The sequence below is a fragment of the Variovorax sp. GW821-FHT06D12 genome, assembly GCF_059419205.1.
Genome location: NZ_JBWKRI010000012.1, coordinates 74,290 through 90,841, shown reverse-complemented (window position 1 = coordinate 90,841; position 16,552 = coordinate 74,290). Strand labels below are relative to the sequence as shown.

The 16,552-nt window shown below is 66.6% G+C and carries 16 protein-coding genes and 2 tRNA genes; 13 read left to right on the top strand and 5 right to left on the bottom strand.

Annotated elements, in window-relative coordinates; all coding sequences use genetic code 11:
• Window positions 1-34: 34 nt before the first annotated feature.
• A complete protein-coding gene (gene ggt / locus AC07SQ_RS29670; RefSeq protein WP_495273386.1) occupies window positions 35-2,083 on the bottom strand; it encodes a gamma-glutamyltransferase in 2,049 nt (682 codons plus the stop codon).
• 151 nt (window positions 2,084-2,234) lie between these two features.
• Between ggt and uvrC the strand changes: the two genes are divergently transcribed.
• Genes uvrC through AC07SQ_RS29655 form a run of 3 tightly spaced genes read left to right on the top strand, consistent with a single transcriptional unit; the run spans window position 2,235 to window position 5,716 of the window.
• On the top strand, window positions 2,235-4,208 hold the full coding sequence (uvrC, locus tag AC07SQ_RS29665) for an excinuclease ABC subunit UvrC (RefSeq protein ID WP_492695199.1): 1,974 nt from the start codon (window positions 2,235-2,237) through the stop codon (window positions 4,206-4,208).
• Between the two features lie 57 nt (window positions 4,209-4,265).
• A complete protein-coding gene (gene pgsA / locus AC07SQ_RS29660; RefSeq protein ID WP_062479069.1) occupies window positions 4,266-4,832 on the top strand; it encodes a CDP-diacylglycerol--glycerol-3-phosphate 3-phosphatidyltransferase in 567 nt (188 codons plus the stop codon).
• Window positions 4,829-5,716: a DMT family transporter gene (locus tag AC07SQ_RS29655; protein WP_492695201.1), complete on the top strand. Its 888-nt coding sequence runs from the start codon at window positions 4,829-4,831 to the stop codon at window positions 5,714-5,716. The genes pgsA and AC07SQ_RS29655 overlap by 4 nt, the downstream gene beginning before the upstream one ends.
• A gap of 12 nt (window positions 5,717-5,728) precedes the next feature.
• On the opposite strand, the gene AC07SQ_RS29650 is transcribed toward AC07SQ_RS29655, so the two are convergent.
• Window positions 5,729-6,691, bottom strand: coding sequence for a LysR family transcriptional regulator (locus AC07SQ_RS29650; protein WP_495273387.1), 963 nt, complete (start codon window positions 6,689-6,691; stop codon window positions 5,729-5,731).
• Between the two features lie 70 nt (window positions 6,692-6,761).
• Here AC07SQ_RS29650 and AC07SQ_RS29645 point away from each other — a divergent pair, with 70 nt between their 5' ends.
• From AC07SQ_RS29645 to AC07SQ_RS29620, 6 genes are all read left to right on the top strand, one after another.
• Window positions 6,762-7,673, top strand: coding sequence for an alpha/beta fold hydrolase (locus AC07SQ_RS29645; RefSeq protein WP_495273388.1), 912 nt, complete (start codon window positions 6,762-6,764; stop codon window positions 7,671-7,673).
• On the top strand, window positions 7,670-8,755 hold the full coding sequence (locus AC07SQ_RS29640) for a tartrate dehydrogenase (protein ID WP_492695205.1): 1,086 nt from the start codon (window positions 7,670-7,672) through the stop codon (window positions 8,753-8,755). Before AC07SQ_RS29645 ends, AC07SQ_RS29640 begins: the two co-directional genes overlap by 4 nt.
• Window positions 8,756-8,964: 209 nt before the next feature.
• Entirely contained in the window at window positions 8,965-9,237 is a 273-nt protein-coding gene (locus AC07SQ_RS29635; protein ID WP_007830705.1) for an HU family DNA-binding protein, read from the top strand.
• A gap of 29 nt (window positions 9,238-9,266) precedes the next feature.
• Window positions 9,267-9,342 (top strand) — tRNA-Val (locus AC07SQ_RS29630).
• A gap of 76 nt (window positions 9,343-9,418) precedes the next feature.
• Entirely contained in the window at window positions 9,419-11,338 is a 1,920-nt protein-coding gene (locus AC07SQ_RS29625) for a SurA N-terminal domain-containing protein (RefSeq protein WP_495273389.1), read from the top strand.
• Between the two features lie 109 nt (window positions 11,339-11,447).
• Window positions 11,448-12,122, top strand: coding sequence for a histidine phosphatase family protein (locus AC07SQ_RS29620; protein ID WP_492695208.1), 675 nt, complete (start codon window positions 11,448-11,450; stop codon window positions 12,120-12,122).
• Between the two features lie 6 nt (window positions 12,123-12,128).
• On the opposite strand, the gene AC07SQ_RS29615 is transcribed toward AC07SQ_RS29620, so the two are convergent.
• Together AC07SQ_RS29615 and AC07SQ_RS29610 are read right to left on the bottom strand one after the other, a co-directional pair.
• Entirely contained in the window at window positions 12,129-12,461 is a 333-nt protein-coding gene (locus tag AC07SQ_RS29615; protein ID WP_495273390.1) for a hypothetical protein, read from the bottom strand.
• A 94-nt stretch (window positions 12,462-12,555) separates the two neighbouring features.
• Window positions 12,556-12,804, bottom strand: coding sequence for a GlsB/YeaQ/YmgE family stress response membrane protein (locus tag AC07SQ_RS29610; RefSeq protein WP_062479046.1), 249 nt, complete (start codon window positions 12,802-12,804; stop codon window positions 12,556-12,558).
• Window positions 12,805-13,081: 277 nt separating this feature from the next.
• Here AC07SQ_RS29610 and AC07SQ_RS29605 point away from each other — a divergent pair.
• Both AC07SQ_RS29605 and AC07SQ_RS29600 read left to right on the top strand, forming a co-directional pair.
• A tRNA-His gene (locus AC07SQ_RS29605) sits at window positions 13,082-13,157 on the top strand.
• Window positions 13,158-13,443: 286 nt separating this feature from the next.
• Entirely contained in the window at window positions 13,444-13,791 is a 348-nt protein-coding gene (locus tag AC07SQ_RS29600) for an H-NS histone family protein (RefSeq protein WP_056583066.1), read from the top strand.
• Window positions 13,792-13,888: 97 nt separating this feature from the next.
• Here AC07SQ_RS29600 and AC07SQ_RS29595 read toward each other — a convergent pair whose 3' ends face one another.
• Window positions 13,889-14,875 (bottom strand): NADPH:quinone oxidoreductase family protein, encoded by a 987-nt coding sequence (locus AC07SQ_RS29595; RefSeq protein WP_495273391.1) that lies wholly within the window; start codon window positions 14,873-14,875, stop codon window positions 13,889-13,891.
• Window positions 14,876-15,003: 128 nt separating this feature from the next.
• On the opposite strand from AC07SQ_RS29595, the gene surE reads away from it, so the two are divergent.
• On the top strand, window positions 15,004-15,762 hold the full coding sequence (gene surE / locus AC07SQ_RS29590; protein ID WP_062479041.1) for a 5'/3'-nucleotidase SurE: 759 nt from the start codon (window positions 15,004-15,006) through the stop codon (window positions 15,760-15,762).
• 4 nt (window positions 15,763-15,766) lie between these two features.
• On the top strand, window positions 15,767-16,543 hold the full coding sequence (locus AC07SQ_RS29585; protein ID WP_495273392.1) for a protein-L-isoaspartate(D-aspartate) O-methyltransferase: 777 nt from the start codon (window positions 15,767-15,769) through the stop codon (window positions 16,541-16,543).
• The last annotated feature ends 9 nt before the right edge of the window (window positions 16,544-16,552 follow it).

Here is a 16,552-nt window from a genome sequence, read left to right as displayed (position 1 = left end):
GGCGCAGCGAAGGCGGCGCCAGCCCCTTTGTCGTTCAGGGCGTGAAGGTGTCGCCCAGCACGATGCCTTCGCGGCGCGGGTCTGCGCCGCCGGTCAGCGCGGGCTTGCCGCCGACGTTCGTGCGGATGATGGTGCTCACGCCGCTGGACTGCGGTGTCACCGACACCTTGTGACCCAGCCCGATCAATCCGGCGACCAGCGGGTCGTTGAGGCCCGAGTTGGTCTCGTCGACATTCGGGTGCTCGCCGCCGACGTTGGTGGTCACGGAGTTGGGCGCCCCGAAGTCGACCAGCGACGTGGCTTGTTGCGCATCCAGCCCCCAGTCGAGCGCGCCGACCAGCGTCTTCACCACGTACTGGATGATGTTGCTGCCGCCGGGCGAGCCGGTGCCCATCACGAACTCACCCATGCTGCCGTCGGCGTTCTTTTTGAACACCAGCGTTGGCGCCATCGAGCTGCGCGGACGCTTGCCCGGAGCGACGCGGTTGGCAACCTTGTAGGTCTGTGTGGGCTTGCCGTACGGCTCGTCCGAGAAATCGGTCAGCTGATTGTTCAGCAGGAAGCCCTGCGTCATGTGGGCCGACCCCATGCCGCCTTCCACCGTGGTGGTCATCACGACCACGTTGCCCTGCTTGTCGACGATGGTGAAATGCGTGGTGCCGTGCTCTTCGGTCTTGTCGATGCCGAGCGGAACGTCGCCAAGATCGCCGGGCTGGGCGGTGCCCATGCTCTTCGCCAGACTGATGAGGCTGGCACGGCCCTGCAGGTAGGGCTTATTGATCAGGGAATCGATCGAGCCGTACGGCAGCGGGACGAAGTCGGTGTCGGCCACGTACTTTTCGCGGTCGGCGTACGCCAGGCGTTCGGCCTCACTCACCAGGTGCACGCCCATCACGCTCGGCTTGCCGCCTTCGAGGTCGATGGCGGTCGGCTTATGCAGGCCGAGATTGAAGGTCTCAAGGATGCCGAGCGTCTGCATCACCGCAATGCCGCCCGAGGACGGTGGCGACATGCCGCACACGTAGTAATCGCGGTAGGTGCCGCAGACCGGGTCGCGGCGCTTGGCCTTGTAGCTGGCCAGGTCGGCCAGCGTGGTCTTGCCGGGCGTGATGGCCGAGCCATCGACGGCGGCGCTGACCCCGATCTTGTCGACGATGCCCTTGGCGATGTCGCCCGCGTAGAAGGCGTTGGCGCCTTGCGTGGCGATGGCGTTCAGCGTCTTGGCGTAGGCCGGGTTCGTGAGCTTGGTGCCCAGCGCCTTCGGCGTGCCGTCGGCGTTGAAGAAGTAGGCCGTGGCGTCGGCGTCGCGCTTCAGGTGTGTCGCGGAGCCCGCGATGGCGGTCGCCATGCGTCCGCCGATCAGGAAGCCGTCGGACGCGAGCGTGATGCCGTAGCCGAACAGGTCTTTCCAGGGCAGTTTGCCGTGGTCTTGATAAGCCATGTCGAGCATGCGTACGGCACCGGGCGTACCGATGGAACGGCCGCTCCAGCGGGCGCTGGGCACGGGCGCGCTGGTATCGGTGGCATCGTCCACATAGCGCAGGTAGTTCTCGGTGGCAGCCGCAGGCGCCGTCTCGCGACCGTCATAGGCCTGCACCTTCTTCGTCGCCGCGTCGTAGTGGAGCATGAAGGCACCGCCGCCCAGCCCGCTCGACTGCGGCTCGACCAGGCCGAGCACCGCCTGCACCGCCACCGCCGCATCGACCGCGCTGCCGCCGGCCTTGAGCACGTCGCAGCCAGCGCGCGTGGCCAGCGGGTGGTTCGCGACCACCATGTAGTTCTTGGCGTACACCAGCTTGTGGCCGGGCACGTAGCCCGACGCCGGCTCCGGCGCGGCCGGATCGCCCGGGTCGCCCGAGCCGACGACCACGGAGGTGCCGCTGCTCGGGATCTGGCAGCCGTTGTCGGCGGCGGGCGGGGCCGTGGGCGCGGGCTGGTTGGCTGCGTTGATCGCGGCGATGGCCGCGACCAGTGCGGCGTTGTTCTGCGCGTTGTTGTTGCTGTTGCCGCCGCAGCCGGCCACGGCCAGCGAGAGCGCGAGGGGCGTCAACGCCCACCATGCGCGCACGGAGTTCTTCTTCATGAATATTTCCCTTTGCTGTTAATTTGAATGCCAAAAAAGACAATGGGCGCCCCCCGGCGCCCGCTGCGATCTTGAGCACATTCCGTTCCTGTCCGTGTCGCCTTTGCGTCGGGCCCAGCCGGCCCTCACGCCGCGCGCCACAATAGCCGCCATGTCCGACGTGCATTCCGATCAATTGCTCAGCGAAGTCGCGGCCCTGCCGCAGTTGCCGGGTGTCTACCGCTATTTCGACGCGGCCGGCGCCGTGCTGTATGTGGGCAAGGCGCGCAACCTCAAGAAGCGGGTCGCCAACTACTTCCAGAAGAGCCACGGGGGCACCCGCATCGGCCACATGATCTCGAAGATCGTGCGCATGGAGACCACCGTGGTGCGCTCCGAGGCCGAGGCGCTGCTGCTCGAGAACAACCTGATCAAGACGCTCAAGCCGCGCTACAACATCTTGTTTCGCGACGACAAGAGCTACCCCTACCTGAAGATCGCCTCGCACGGGTTTCCGCGGCTGGCCTACTACCGTGGCGCGGTCGACAAGAAGCACCGCTACTTCGGGCCGTACCCGAGCGCGTGGGCGGTGAAGGAATCGATCCAGCTGCTGCAGAAGGTGTTCCGCCTGCGCACCTGCGAGGACACGGTGTACGCCAACCGCACGCGGCCCTGCCTGCTGTACCAGATCAAGCGCTGCAGCGGCCCCTGCGTGGGCCTCATCTCGCCCGAGGCCTACGCGCAGGACGTGGCCAGCGCCGAGGCCTTCCTGCTCGGCGACACGCAGGGCGTGCTCTCCACGCTGGAGCAACGCATGACGGCGCACGCCGAGAAGCTCGAGTTCGAGCAGGCGGCCGAGCTGCGCAACCAGATGTCGGCGATCTCGCGCGTGCTGCATCAGCAGTCGATCGAGGTGGTGTCCGACAAGGATGTGGACATCCTCGCGGTCAAGGTGCAGGGTGGCAAGGCCTGTGTCAACCTCGCGATGGTGCGCGGCGGGCGCCACCTGGGCGACCGCGCGTACTTTCCGGTGCACGTGGACGACGCGGCGCAGATCCACCACGGCGAGCTCGATGCCGAAGAGGGCGCCGACCCGGTGGTCGCCGACCCGATCGAAGTGCAGGTGCTCGAGGCTTTCATCGCCCAGCACTACATCGACGTGCCGGTGCCCGCCACGCTGGTGCTGGGCCGGCAGGTGAGCCGCGCGCTCATCGAGGCCATTTCGCAGCAGGCCGGCGCGCGCGTCACGGCCGTGTTCCAGCCGCACGAACAGCGCCGCCACTGGCTCGAAATGGCCGAGACGAATGCCGGCCTGCAGCTGGCGCGGCTGCTGGCCGAAGAGGGCTCGCAGCAGGCGCGCACCCGCGCGCTGGCCGACGCGCTCGAGCTGGCGTCGGACGACCTGGACAACTTCCGCGTCGAATGCTTCGACATCTCGCACACGGCGGGCGAGGCCACGCAGGCCTCGTGCGTGGTGTTCGCGCACCACACGATGCAGAACCGCGAGTACCGCCGCTACAACATCGAGGGCATCACGCCCGGCGACGACTACGCGGCCATGCGCCAGGTGCTGCACCGCCGCTACGGCAAGCTGGCCGAGGCGATGGCGGCCGAGACGCAGGCGCTGGCGCCGGGCGATGCCGAGAGCGAAGGGGCCGAGGGCGTCGAGGCGCCGCCGCCCAGGACGCCGGCCGCGCGCATGCCCGACCTGGTGCTGGTCGACGGCGGCAAGGGCCAGGTGTCGATGGCGCGCGAGGTGTTCAGCGAGCTGGGCCTGCCGCTGTCGCTGATCGTCGGCGTCGAGAAGGGCGAGGGCCGCAAGGTCGGGCTCGAAGAACTGGTGTTCGCCGACGGCCGCGAGAAGGTCTACCTCGGCAAGGATTCGGCCGCCCTGATGCTCGTGGCCCAGATCCGCGACGAGGCGCACCGCTTCGCCATCACCGGCATGCGGGCCAAGCGCGCCAAGGTTCGCGTGGGCGGCAGCCAGCTCGAAGACATTCCGGGCATCGGCCCGAAGCGCCGGGCGCGTCTGCTGCAGCGTTTCGGTGGCATCCGCGGCGTGGCGGCGGCGAGCGTCGAAGACCTCGCCTCGGTCGAAGGCATCGCCACCGAACTGGCCGAGGAAATCTATCGCGCGCTGCGTTGAAGCCGGGATTGCCCCCGTCCTTCCGGCGCTTCACGCGTGCATGACACAATCGCCCGCATGTTCTGGACCCTACCGACCATCATGACCTGGACGCGCATCGTCGCGATTCCGTTGATCGTCGGCGTTTTCTACCTGCCGATCAGCGAACCGACGCGCAACCTGATCGCCACGGTCATGTTCATCGTGTTCGCCGCCACCGACTGGCTCGACGGCTACCTGGCGCGCAAGCTCAACCAGACCTCTTCCTTCGGCGCCTTTCTCGATCCGGTGGCCGACAAGTTTCTCGTCTGCGCCGCGCTGCTGGTGCTGGTGCATCTGCAGCGCGCCGACGTGTTCGTGGCGCTCATCATCATCGGCCGCGAGATCGCCATCTCGGCGCTGCGTGAATGGATGGCGCGCATCGGCGCCGGCAAGAGTGTGGCGGTCCACATGATCGGCAAGGTCAAGACGACCGTGCAGATGGTCGCGATTCCTTTCCTGCTCTATGACGGGCACCTCTTCAAGGTGATCGACACCGGCCTGTGGGGCCAGTGGCTGATCTGGATCTCGGCGGTGCTCACCGTCTGGTCGATGGTCTATTACCTGCAAAAGGCCATTCCCGAGATCCGGGCCCACTCCAAATGACCGCGGCCGTCTCGGTCCGCAACGCAGGCTGGCTGCGGGCGATGCCGGCGGTCTTCGTGCTGATCTGGAGCACGGGTTTCATCGTTGCGCGCTATGGCATGCCCTATGCGCCGCCCCTCAAGTTCCTCGCCGTGCGCTATGCGCTGTCGCTCGCCTGCTTCGGCGTGTGGGTCATGCTCGCACGCGTCGCGTGGCCGGCGAAGCGCGCGCAATGGGGGCACCTGGCGGTTACTGGCGTGCTGATGCAGGCCGGCTACCTCGGTGGCGTCTGGGCGGCGGTGCATGCGGGCATGGGCGCGGGGCTGGTGGCGCTGCTGGTCGGCATCCAGCCGGTGCTCACGGCGGTGTGGCTGTCTTTCAATGGTGGTCGCATCTCGGGACGGCAGTGGACCGGGCTGGCCCTGGGTTTCGCCGGGCTGGTCTTGGTGGTGTCGCGCAAGCTGGGGCAGGGCACCGAGGTCAACGCGCTGACGATGGGGCTGGCCGTGATGGCGCTGCTGTCGATCACGGCGGGCACGCTGTACCAGAAGCGCTTCGTCGCGCCTTGCGACGTGCGCAGCGCCAGCGCGGTGCAGATGGCCGCCGCGCTGCTCGTGACCCTGCCTTTCGCCGCGCTCGAGGCGCAGGCCATCGAATGGAACACGCATTCGATCGGCGCCATGGCGTGGTCGGTGCTGGCACTGTCGCTGGGCGGCAGTTCGCTGCTCTATCTATTGATCCAGCGTGGCACGGCCACCGCCGTCACCAGCCTGCTGTACCTCGTGCCGCCGTGCACGGCGCTGATGGCCTGGCTGCTGTTCGCCGAACCGATCACCTGGACCACGGTGCTGGGCATCGGGCTGACGGCCGTCGGCGTGAGCCTCGTGGTGCGCGCGGAGCGCTGACCGACTCTGCCTTCAGCGCCCGGCCGGCTTGGCCGGCTTCCAGGGCTCCGAGCGGAACTGCTCGACGAGGTGATCGACCAGCAGGCGCACACGGCGCGGCGTCTTCGGCCGCCACGGCGCGACCCAGTGGATATCGGCGTCGGGCATGCTGTACAGCGGCAGCACGCGCACCAGCTCGCCACTCGCGAGCTGCGGTGCGATGTCCCAGAGGCTGCGCAGCATGACGCCGTGGCCCGCGAGGCACCAGTCGCGCACCATCTCTCCTGAATTGCTCGTGAGCGGACCTTGCACTCGCACGCGCGCCGTGCTGCCGTCGCGCGCGTGGCGCAGCGTCCAGGGCGCGAACTGGCGCGACTGCGCGGCGTCGCCGTTCTCGCGCGCGATCAGGCAGTCGTGGGTGGCCAGCGCTTCCACCGTGGCCGGCGTGCCGCGGCGTGCCAGGTAATCGGGCGATGCGGCCAGCACGCGCTGGTTGCGCGCGATGCGGCGCGTGGTCCAGTCGGCGGCGCGGTGCTGCTGCACCGCCCACAGCCAGACCGCACCGTCGTAGCCTTCGGCGCCGAGGTCGGGCAGTTGCTCGGTCAGCAGCAGCTCGACCTGCAGGCCGGGGTGCTGCGCCTGGAAGTCCGCGAGTGCCGGGCCGAGCCAGTGCCGGCCAAAGCCGAAGGTGGCCGCGAGGCGGACCGTGCCGATCAGCGCGTTCTGCCGCTCGCCGAGTTCGCTTTCGAGCGCCGCGAAGCCTTCGAGCAGCGTGCGCGCATGCAGGCACACGGCCTCGCCTTCGGCCGTGACGCTGAGCCGCCGCGTCGTGCGGTCGAACAGCCGCTGCCCGAGCCGGGCCTCCAGCGCGCCGAGCCGCTTGGTGATGACCGAGGGCACCACGTCGAGCGTGGCGGCCGCGCCGGCCAGGCTGCCCTGGTCGCGGATGGCCAGCACCAGTTCGAGATCGCCGCGTTCCATCGCGTGAGGATTCATGCCAAAGTGGAAAGTATGAATTGGCTGATTGTTGCTTGATGGCCGCCGGGGTGCAACGCACAATCGCGGCGTGACGGCTTCCTTCCTCGACTTTCCCCGCTTCGACATCGCCCGCGATGGCGTGCGCATCCACGGTCGCATCGGCGGGCAGGGCGCTCCCTTGCTGCTGTTGCACGGCCATCCGCAGACGCATGCGATCTGGCACCGCGTGGCCCCCGCACTGGCCGAGCGCTTCACGGTGGTGGCCGTGGACCTGCGCGGCTACGGCGACTCGGGCCGACCGGCGGGCGACGACGAACACGCGGCCTACAGCAAGCGGGAGATGGCGCGCGACGCGCTGGCCGCCATGCATCACCATGGCTTTGAACGCTTCGCCGTCCTCGCGCACGACCGCGGCGCGCGCGTGGCCCACCGGCTCGCGGCCGACCATCCCGGCGCGGTCGAGCGCATGCTGCTGCTCGATATCGCGCCGACGCTGGCCATGTACGAAGGCACCTCCGAAGCTTTTGCCAAAGCTTATTGGCACTGGTTCTTCCTGATCCAGCCGCCGCCGCTGCCCGAGGCGCTGATTGCGTCCGACCCGGTGCGCTACGTGCGCAGCGTGATGGGCGGGCGGCACGCGGGGCTCGCGCCGTTCGCACCCGAGGTGCTGGCCGAGTACGAACGCTGCATCGCCATCCCGGGCACGGCCGAATCCATCTGCGAGGACTACCGCGCCTCCGCCACCATCGACCTCGTGCACGATCGCGCCGACATCGCCGCCGGCCGCCGCCTCGCGCAGCCGCTGCGCGTGCTGTGGGGCGAGCACGGGGCGGTAGGGCGCGCGTTCGATGTGCTCTCGCTGTGGCGCGAGCGCGCCGACGACGTGTCGGGCCGCGCGCTGCCCTGCGGCCACTACATCCCCGAAGAGGCGCCCGATGCCTTGCTGGCCGAGGCGCTGAATTTTTTCGTTTCCCCCGAACACCCAGGAGCCCATCCATGAGCACCCACAGAATCGCAGTCATCGCCGGCGACGGCATCGGCAAGGAAGTCATGCCCGAGGGGCTGCGCGTGCTCGATGCGGCGGCGCGCAAATTCGGCATCGACCTGAAGTTCGACCACTTCGACTTCTCGAGTTGGGACTATTACGAGAAGCACGGCCAGATGCTGCCCGACAACTGGAAGGACCAGATCGGCGGCCACGACGCCATCTTCTTCGGCGCGGTCGGCTGGCCCGAGAAGATTCCCGACCACGTGTCGCTGTGGGGCTCGCTGCTCATGTTCCGCCGTGAGTTCGACCAGTACATCAACCTGCGTCCCGCGCGCCTGATGCCCGGCATCGTCGCGCCCGTGGTGCGCCGCGACGGCACGCCGCGCGAACCCGGCGAGATCGACATGTACATCGTGCGCGAGAACACCGAGGGCGAATACTCGAGCATCGGTGGGCGCATGTACCAGGGCACGCCGCGCGAGATCGTGGTGCAGGAAACTGTGATGTCGCGCGTGGGCGTCGACCGCGTGCTGAAGTTCGCCTTCGAACTCGCACAATCGCGGCCGAAGAAGCACCTGACCAGCGCGACCAAGTCGAACGGCATCTCGATCACCATGCCGTACTGGGACGAGCGCGTGGTGGAAATGGCCAAGGGCTACCCGGGCATCACGCTGGACAAGTTCCACATCGACATCCTCACGGCGCACTTCGTGCAGCGGCCCGACTTCTTCGACGTGGTGGTGGCGAGCAACCTGTTCGGCGACATCCTGTCCGACCTCGGCCCTGCCTGCACCGGCACCATCGGCATCGCGCCCAGCGCCAACCTCAACCCCGAGCGCACCACGCCCTCGCTGTTCGAGCCGGTGCACGGCTCGGCGCCGGACATCGCCGGCCAGGGCATCGCCAACCCGATCGGCCAGATCTGGTGCGGCGCGATGATGCTGGAGTTTCTCGGCCACAAGGACGCGCACGACGCGATCCTGGCGACCATCGAGAAGGTGCTCGCGCCCCAAAGCGGCGCACCGCGCACGCCGGACATCGGCGGTCGGGCGGGCACGGCCGACCTCGGAAAGGCAATTGCCGAGGCCCTTTGAAAAGTACGTCGCGAAACGCCCCTAAAATCGCGCGCTCCGCTGGGCTGCAGTGCGTTGTGTCTTATTGACACCCCGCAGACCAGTGGTTGTAATCCTCGCTGGCAGTGCGCTGCCGAGGCGTCAGGCCTGCCATGTTCTTGAGTCGCTCCCGTCGCGGCCAGGTCGCAGCTGACGAAAGCCGACCAACTTTTTTTCGACAAGGGGCCCTTGTGAACAAGACCGAACTGATTGAGCACATCGCAAAGAACGCCGATATTTCCAAAGCCGCAGCGACCCGTGCGCTCGAATCCACCATTGGCGCCATTCGTACCACGCTCAAGAAGGGCGGTTCCGTGTCGCTCGTCGGTTTCGGCACTTTCGCAGTCGGCAAACGCGCAGCCCGCACCGGCCGGAATCCCCGCACCGGCGACGCGATTAAAATCAAGGCAGCCAAGATCCCGAAGTTCCGTCCCGGCAAGGCGCTCAAAGACGCGCTGAACTGAGGCTGTAGACTCGGAGAGTATTCCAGGTGGGGTGCTTAGCTCAGTTGGTAGAGCGGCGCCCTTACAAGGCGTAGGTCGGGGGTTCGAGCCCCTCAGCACCCACCACCACCCGATGCAAAGGCGAACACCGGTTCGCCTTTTTTATTGCCGTCCGGCGCCCGTCGAAAAAGAGTGTTCAAGCATGTTTGATACCTTCCGCAAGTACAACAAAGTCGTGATGATTTTCTTGTTCTTGCTGATCATTCCCTCGTTCGTCTTCTTTGGTGTCGAGCGCTACCAGGGCATGGGCGGCGACGAGAAGGTGGCCCGCATCCAGGGCCATGACATCACCAAGCCCGAGTGGGACCAGCAGCACCGCGTCGAGACCGACCGCATCCGCCAGCAGTCGCCCAACGTCGATCCGACACTGCTCGACTCCGACGCGCTGCGCTACGCCACGCTGGAACGCATGGTGCGCGATCGCGTGCTGGCGGCTGCGGCGGTCAAGACCAACATGTCGGTGTCCGAAGACCGCCTTACGCGCATGTTCGCGCAGGACGCCGGCCTGGCTGCGTTCCGCACAGCCGACGGCAAGTTCGACCGCGAAGCCTTCCTGCGCGCCACCGGCCGCACGCCCGAGCAGTACGAAGCTTCGGTGCGCGCCGACATGGCCTCGCAGCAGGTGCTGCTGGGCGTGACGGGCACGAGCTTCGCACCGGCGGCGCTGACCGCGGCCACCGTCAATGCGTTCTACGACCGCCGTGAAATCCAGGTGGCGCGTTTCGCGCCCGAGAGCTTCGCGTCGAAGGTCACGGTGAGCGACGCCGACATCGAGGCCTACTACAAGGACCACACGTCGCAGTTCCAGGCGCCGGAGCAGGCCAGCATCGAGTACCTCGTGCTCGATCTCGAAGCCGCGAAGAAGAACATCGTCGCGAACGAAGCCGACCTCAAGACCTACTACGAGCAGAACACCGCGCGCTTCGGCACCAAGGAAGAACGCCGTGCGAGCCACATCCTGATCACGGCGCCGGCCAGCATGTCCAGCGGCGACCGCGCCAAGGCGAAGGCCAAGGCTGAGCAGTTGCTGGCCGACGTGAAGAAGGCGCCGAACACCTTCGCCGACGTGGCACGCAAGAACTCGCAGGACCCCGGCTCGGCCGAGAAGGGCGGCGACCTCGACTTCGTCACGCGCGGCGCGATGGTCAAGCCTTTCGAAGACGCGATGTTCGCGCTCAAGAAGGGCGACATCAGCGACCTCGTCGAGACCGAGTTCGGCTATCACATCATCCAGCTGACCGACATCAAGCCGGCCGTGGTGCCGCCGTTCGAGAAGGTGCGCGCGACCATCGAGAACGACGTGCGCGCCCAACAGGCCACGCAGGAATTCGCGAAGGCTGCGGAAATTTTCACGGACACCGTGTATCAGCAACCCGAAAGCCTGAAGCCGGCCGCCGAGAAGCTGAAGCTCACGATCCAGACCGCCACCAACGTGCCGCGCACGCCCGCACCGGGCGCCACCGGCCCGCTCGCCAGCCGCAACTTCCTGCAGGCGCTGTATGCCTCCGACTCGCTGGACCGCAAGCAGAATACTGAAGCCATCGAAGTCGGTCCGAACCAGCTCGCATCGGGCCGCGTGACGCAGTACACGGCCGCGCATCCGATTCCGCTGGCCGAGGTGAAGGACAAGATCCGCGCACAGCTCATCACCGAGCGCGCCGCAGCACTGGCCAAGACCGAGGGTGAAGCCAAGCTCGCCGCCTGGATGGTGAAGGCCGACGGCGCCAGCTTCGGCGCGCCGGTCACGGTGTCGCGCATCGATGCGCAGTCGCAGCCCGCACCGGTGATCGACGCCGCACTGCGTGCCGACGGCGCCAAGCTGCCCGCGCTGCTCGGCGTGGACCTCGGCACGCAAGGCTATGACGTGGTCCGCGTGACCAAGGTCGTGCCGCGCACGCCGCCGACGGCCGAGCAGGCGCAGCAGGAAAGCATGCAGATCGCCCAGTCGGTGACCGCCGCCGAAGCCGCTGCCTACTACGAGCTGCTGAAGCAACGCTTCAAGGTGGAGATCCTTGTGCCGAAGCCGGCCGACACGCTGCCGACCGCTGCCGCGGCGCGCTGAGACAGACGGGCAACCGCTGCTCGCAACAAGCCCGGGTTCGACGACCCGGGCTTTTTTTTGGTCGCACGAGGGACAAGCGCGTGTCGCGCTTCTTGCCAGAATCCGGCGCATGGGAACCCTTTACCTCGTGCGCCACGGGCAGGCCAGTTTCGGTGCTGCCGACTATGACAACCTGAGCGAACTCGGACACCGGCAGTCCGTGCGCCTGGGTGAATACTGGCGCGAGCGCGGCATGCGTTTCGATGCGGTCATCACCGGCACGCTGAAGCGCCACAAGCAGACCTGGGAGGGCATCGCGCAGGGGCTCGGGCTGTCGCGTGACGACGTGCTCCCATGGCCGGGACTCAACGAGTACGACAGCGAAGCCGTCATTGCCACGGTGCACGAGGGCAAGCTCGAAAAGCCCGACTCGCCCGAGATGTACCGCCATCACTTCCGTCTGCTGCGCGACGGGCTCGGCGCATGGATGCAGGGGCGCACCGCGCCAGTCGGCATGCCGAGCTATGTCGACTTCCTGGCCGGTGTGACCACGGCGCTCGACCATGTGCGCGAACGACACCACGGCGCAAAGGTGCTGGTGGTGTCGAGTGGCGGGCCGATCAGCACCGCGGTCGGCCATGTGCTGGGCACGAGCGCCGAGACGACCATCGAACTCAACCTGCGCATCCGCAACAGCTCGGTGACCGAGTTCGCCTTCACGCCGAAGCGGCACATGCTCGTGACCTACAACACCTTGCCGCACCTCGACGGCCCGGCGTATGCGGACTGGGTCACCTACTCCTGAACAGTGTCAGGCCTGCCAGACGCCGTAGCCGGCGCTGCGCAGGGCGATGCCCAGGTCGACCTCCATCAGCCGCGCATCGTCGTACGGCATCGGGTTGTAGCGTTCGTAGAGCGCGGGCAACAGCCGCAGGCCGAATTCCTGCACGAAGCGGTTGGCCTGGATGCCGGCCTTGTGCTTGTCGAAACGGATGTCGGGGTCCAAGCCGGTCATGCCGACATAGACGAAGGGCTTGCCGAGCTGGTAGTCGGGGTTGGCGCGCCGGAAGCGGCCGTTGTTCCAGACGCGGTCGTCGAGTTCGACCACATAGACGTGGTGACGGGCGCGTGGTTTGCGGGGCATTGGCGGGAAGGCCACGCGAGGCTGGCTGAAGAAGTGTGGGGCCAGGCAGCCGGAAGAACCGCCGGCCGCGTTGCGCGGCACGGCGCCAGGGGCATCAGCTCTTGCGCTTGATGAGGCCGTAGAGAATCAGCAGCACGATCGCGCCCAGCACGGAGGCGATGAAGCCGGCGCCCTGGCCGGCGGTGTACCAGCCCATTGCCTGGCCGAGGTAGGTCACGCCCAGCGAACCTGCGATGCCGATCAGCGTGGTCACGATGAAGCCGGCGGAATCGTTGCCCGGCTTGACGGCCCGCGCCACGAGACCCACGACGAACCCGATCAGGATAGTCCAGACGATGCTCATGAAGAAGTTCCTTTGATGAAGTGAAGTGGCGAAAGCCGGGCCCGGTCGGGCCGCTCGCATTCATGATAGCGGAGCCATTCGCGGCTCAGCGTCGTCCAGGCACATCCAACGGGCGACTGCGAAGTTATGCCCATGGGGCAGGACGCATGTGTGGCGGCAGGCCATCGCGGACGGCCTCTGAAGGCGTTGGGCCGCATGTCGATGTGGCATTTCAGCGTCTTTGATGATCGCGGAAGCGAAAGCCGCGATTTTTAACGCTACAATCAGAGGCTCTACGGTGGCTGTAGCTCAGTTGGTAGAGTCCCAGATTGTGATTCTGGTCGTCGTGGGTTCGAGTCCCATCAGCCACCCCAAAAAATTCAGTCCCAGCGCTATTTCTCAATAGCACCCAAGGGATTCCAACGCCGGGCTTGCCCGGCGTTGTCATTTCTGGCGTCGCCGTCGCTTCAAGCGCCTGGTTGCACGCCGCATTCTTTCCCCCACCGCCCCCGATTTTGAAAGTACCCAAAATGGTGCGCGTGTGTTGCGGGTTGTTGCATTCCGCCAATGCGCCTGCATTTTTCTGCTGAAAAGGCGCTTGTGGCAAAAGTGGTTTGAATTAGAATTCAGCCGTTTTCAATTCACAACAGGAGTCCAACAATGGCTTCGTCACTCGCCGATATCAATTCCCAGATCCAGAAGCACGACGAGCAGATTGCGCAATTGCGCAAGCAGGCCGAAGACCTGCGTAACCAGGAACGGGCCGGCGTGATCGAAGAAGTGCGCAGGAAGATTGCGGAATACGGTTTGACCGCTTCCGATCTGAAGCTGGGTGGTGGCCGTGCCGCCGCAACCAAGCGCAGCGCAGGTCCTGCAGCCGCCAAGGCCGCCGCCAAATACCGCGGCCCGACGGGCGAAACCTGGTCCGGTGGCCGTGGCCGCAAGCCGCGCTGGGTCACGGAAGCCCTGGCAGCCGGCAAGTCGCTCTCCGATTACGAGATCAAGTGATTGCCTGCAGAATCAGTTGGACATTCGCCCAATAAAAAAGCCCGCTTCGGCGGGCTTTTTTATTGGGAAGCGCACAGGGTGATGCGCGCTCGTCCGATCAGTTCACCATCACCAGTTTTCCCTTGACGCCGCGCGATCCCATGTGCGCATAGGCGGCCTTCAATTCGGCCATCGGCATCGTGCTGTCGATCACCGGCTTGATTTTTCCCTGGCCGTACCACTGGGCCAATTCGGCCATCATCTGCGCATTGGCCTTGGGTTCGCGCTTGGCGAAATCACCCCAGAACACGCCTACCAGCGACGCGCCTTTGAGCAGCGTCAGATTCAATGGCAGCGACGGGATCGGGCCCGATGCAAAACCGACCACCAAATAGCGACCGCGCCAGCCAATCGAGCGGAATGCGGGTTCTGCGAAATCGCCGCCCACGGGGTCGTAAATCACATCCGGGCCTTTGCCGTCGGTTGCGGCTTTGATGGCATCGCGGAAACCATTGGGCAGTGCGTGCGTCGTGTAATTGATCGTCGCGTCGGCGCCGATCGAGCGGCACAGTTCGCACTTTTCGTCGGTCGATGCCGCGGCGATCACCTTGGCGCCCGCCGCCTTGGCGATCTGGATGGCTGCGGTGCCCACGCCGCCGGCCGCGCCGAGCACCAGCACGGTTTCTCCGGCCTTGAGCTGCGCGCGGTCCATCAGTGCGTGCCACGAGGTGGCGTAGATCATGATGAAAGCGGCCGCATCCACATGGCCGAAACCTTCGGGCAGCGGCATGCACAGCGCAGCGGGTGCCAGCGTGTGGGTGCCGAAGCCGCCCGTGCCCGACAGGCACGCCACGTTCTGGCCGACCTTGAGGTGCGTCACGCCTTCGCCCACCGCCTGGATCACGCCCGCATATTCCGATCCGGGAACGAAGGGCAGCGGCGGCTTCATCTGGTACTTGTTCTGCACGATCAGCAGATCGGGGAAATTCAGGCTGGCGGCCTTGATCTCGATCAGCACCTGGCCCGTGCCCGGCGTGGGGGTGGGCAGTTCTTTCCAGGTCAGCGCGTCGACGCCGGTGGGGTTTTCGCAAAGCCATGCGTGCATGCTCGGGGTCTCCTTCGAATGAGTCGTGTGGGCAATGAATTCGGGGCGATGATAGGCGGCGCTGTGGTGCGGCGTTGTCCCTGCTGCGACGCACCCCGCACCTACAATCCGCTGCACCCAGAAGCACCATGAAGATACTTATTTCCAATGACGATGGCTTTCAGGCGCCGGGCATCGTCGCGTTGCACGACGCACTCAAGGACATCGCCGACGTCGAGGTGGTGGCACCCGAGCACAACAACAGCGCCAAGTCGAACGCCCTCACGCTGGCCGCACCGCTGTATGTGCACAAGGCGCACAACGGTTTCCGCTACGTGACAGGCACGCCGGCCGATTGCGTGCACATCGCGCTCAAGGGCCTGCTCGACTACCGGCCCGACCTGGTGGTCTCGGGTATCAATAACGGCGCCAACATGGGCGACGACACCATCTATTCAGGCACCGTGGGCGCGGCGATGGAGGCCTACCTGTTCGGCATCCCGGCCATCGCCTTCTCGCAGATTGAAAAAGGCTGGGCGCACGTGGATGCGGCGGCCCAGGTGGCGCGCCGGCTGGTGCAGCAGATCGAGCGCGAGAAGATGCTCGGCGGCCCCGCCTTCCTGCTCAACGTGAACGTGCCGAACCGCCCGTTCGACGAACTGAAGCCGGTCAAGGTGTGCCGGCTCGGCCGCCGCCATGCGGCCGAAAAGGTGATCACGCAGGACAGCCCGCGCGGCGAAACCATGTACTGGATCGCCGGTGCAGGCAGCGCCAAGGACAGCGGGGAGGGCACCGATTTCCACGCGACCGCGGCCGGCCACATCGCGCTGACGCCCTTGCAGATCGACCTGACCGACCATGCCAACCTGGGCCAATGGCGCGAGACGGTTGCCCGTCTCGGCAATTGACGACATGGCGACCCCTCCGCGGCCCAGTTTCCCGGTTCGACTGACCCCCACCGCTTCGGCCGCCACGCGCGGGCGCATGCCCGCCGTGCCGGTCAAGCCGATGGTCCCGTCCACGCCTTCGATGGCGTCCGATGCCGTGCGGACGCGCATGGTGCAAAAGCTCGCGGCGCAGGGCATCACCGATGCGCGCGTGCTGCGCGCCATGGGCACTGTCGAGCGGCATCGCTTCGTCGATAGTGCGCTGGTCAACCAGGCCTATGAAGACACCAGCCTGCCGATCGGGCTGGGGCAGACCATTTCCAAGCCCAATGTGGTGGCCCGCATGATCGAGCTGCTGCTGGGCGCGCCGGCGCTGGCCGGCAAGCCGCAGGAGCGGCTGGGTCGCGTGCTCGAGATCGGCACCGGCTGCGGCTACCAGGCCGCGGTGCTGAACGAAGTGGCCACCGAGGTCTACAGCATCGAACGCCTGCGCGGACTGCACGAGCGCGCGCGCACCAATCTGCGGCACTTCCGCCTGGCCACCGTCCACCTGATGTTGGGCGACGGCATGATCGGCTACGCGAAGGGCGCGCCGTACGCGGGCATCATCGCCGCGGCCGGCGGCGAGGCTGTGCCCGAGCCCTGGATCGCGCAGCTCGCGGTGGGCGGGCGCATCGTCGCGCCGACCCATTCCGCCACGGGTGGACAGGCCCTCGTCGTGATCGACAAGACCCCCCGTGGGCTCGAGCGGCGCATTCTTGAGGCGGTTCACTTTGTCCCCCTAAAATCGGGCATCGCTTGAAGGAATAAC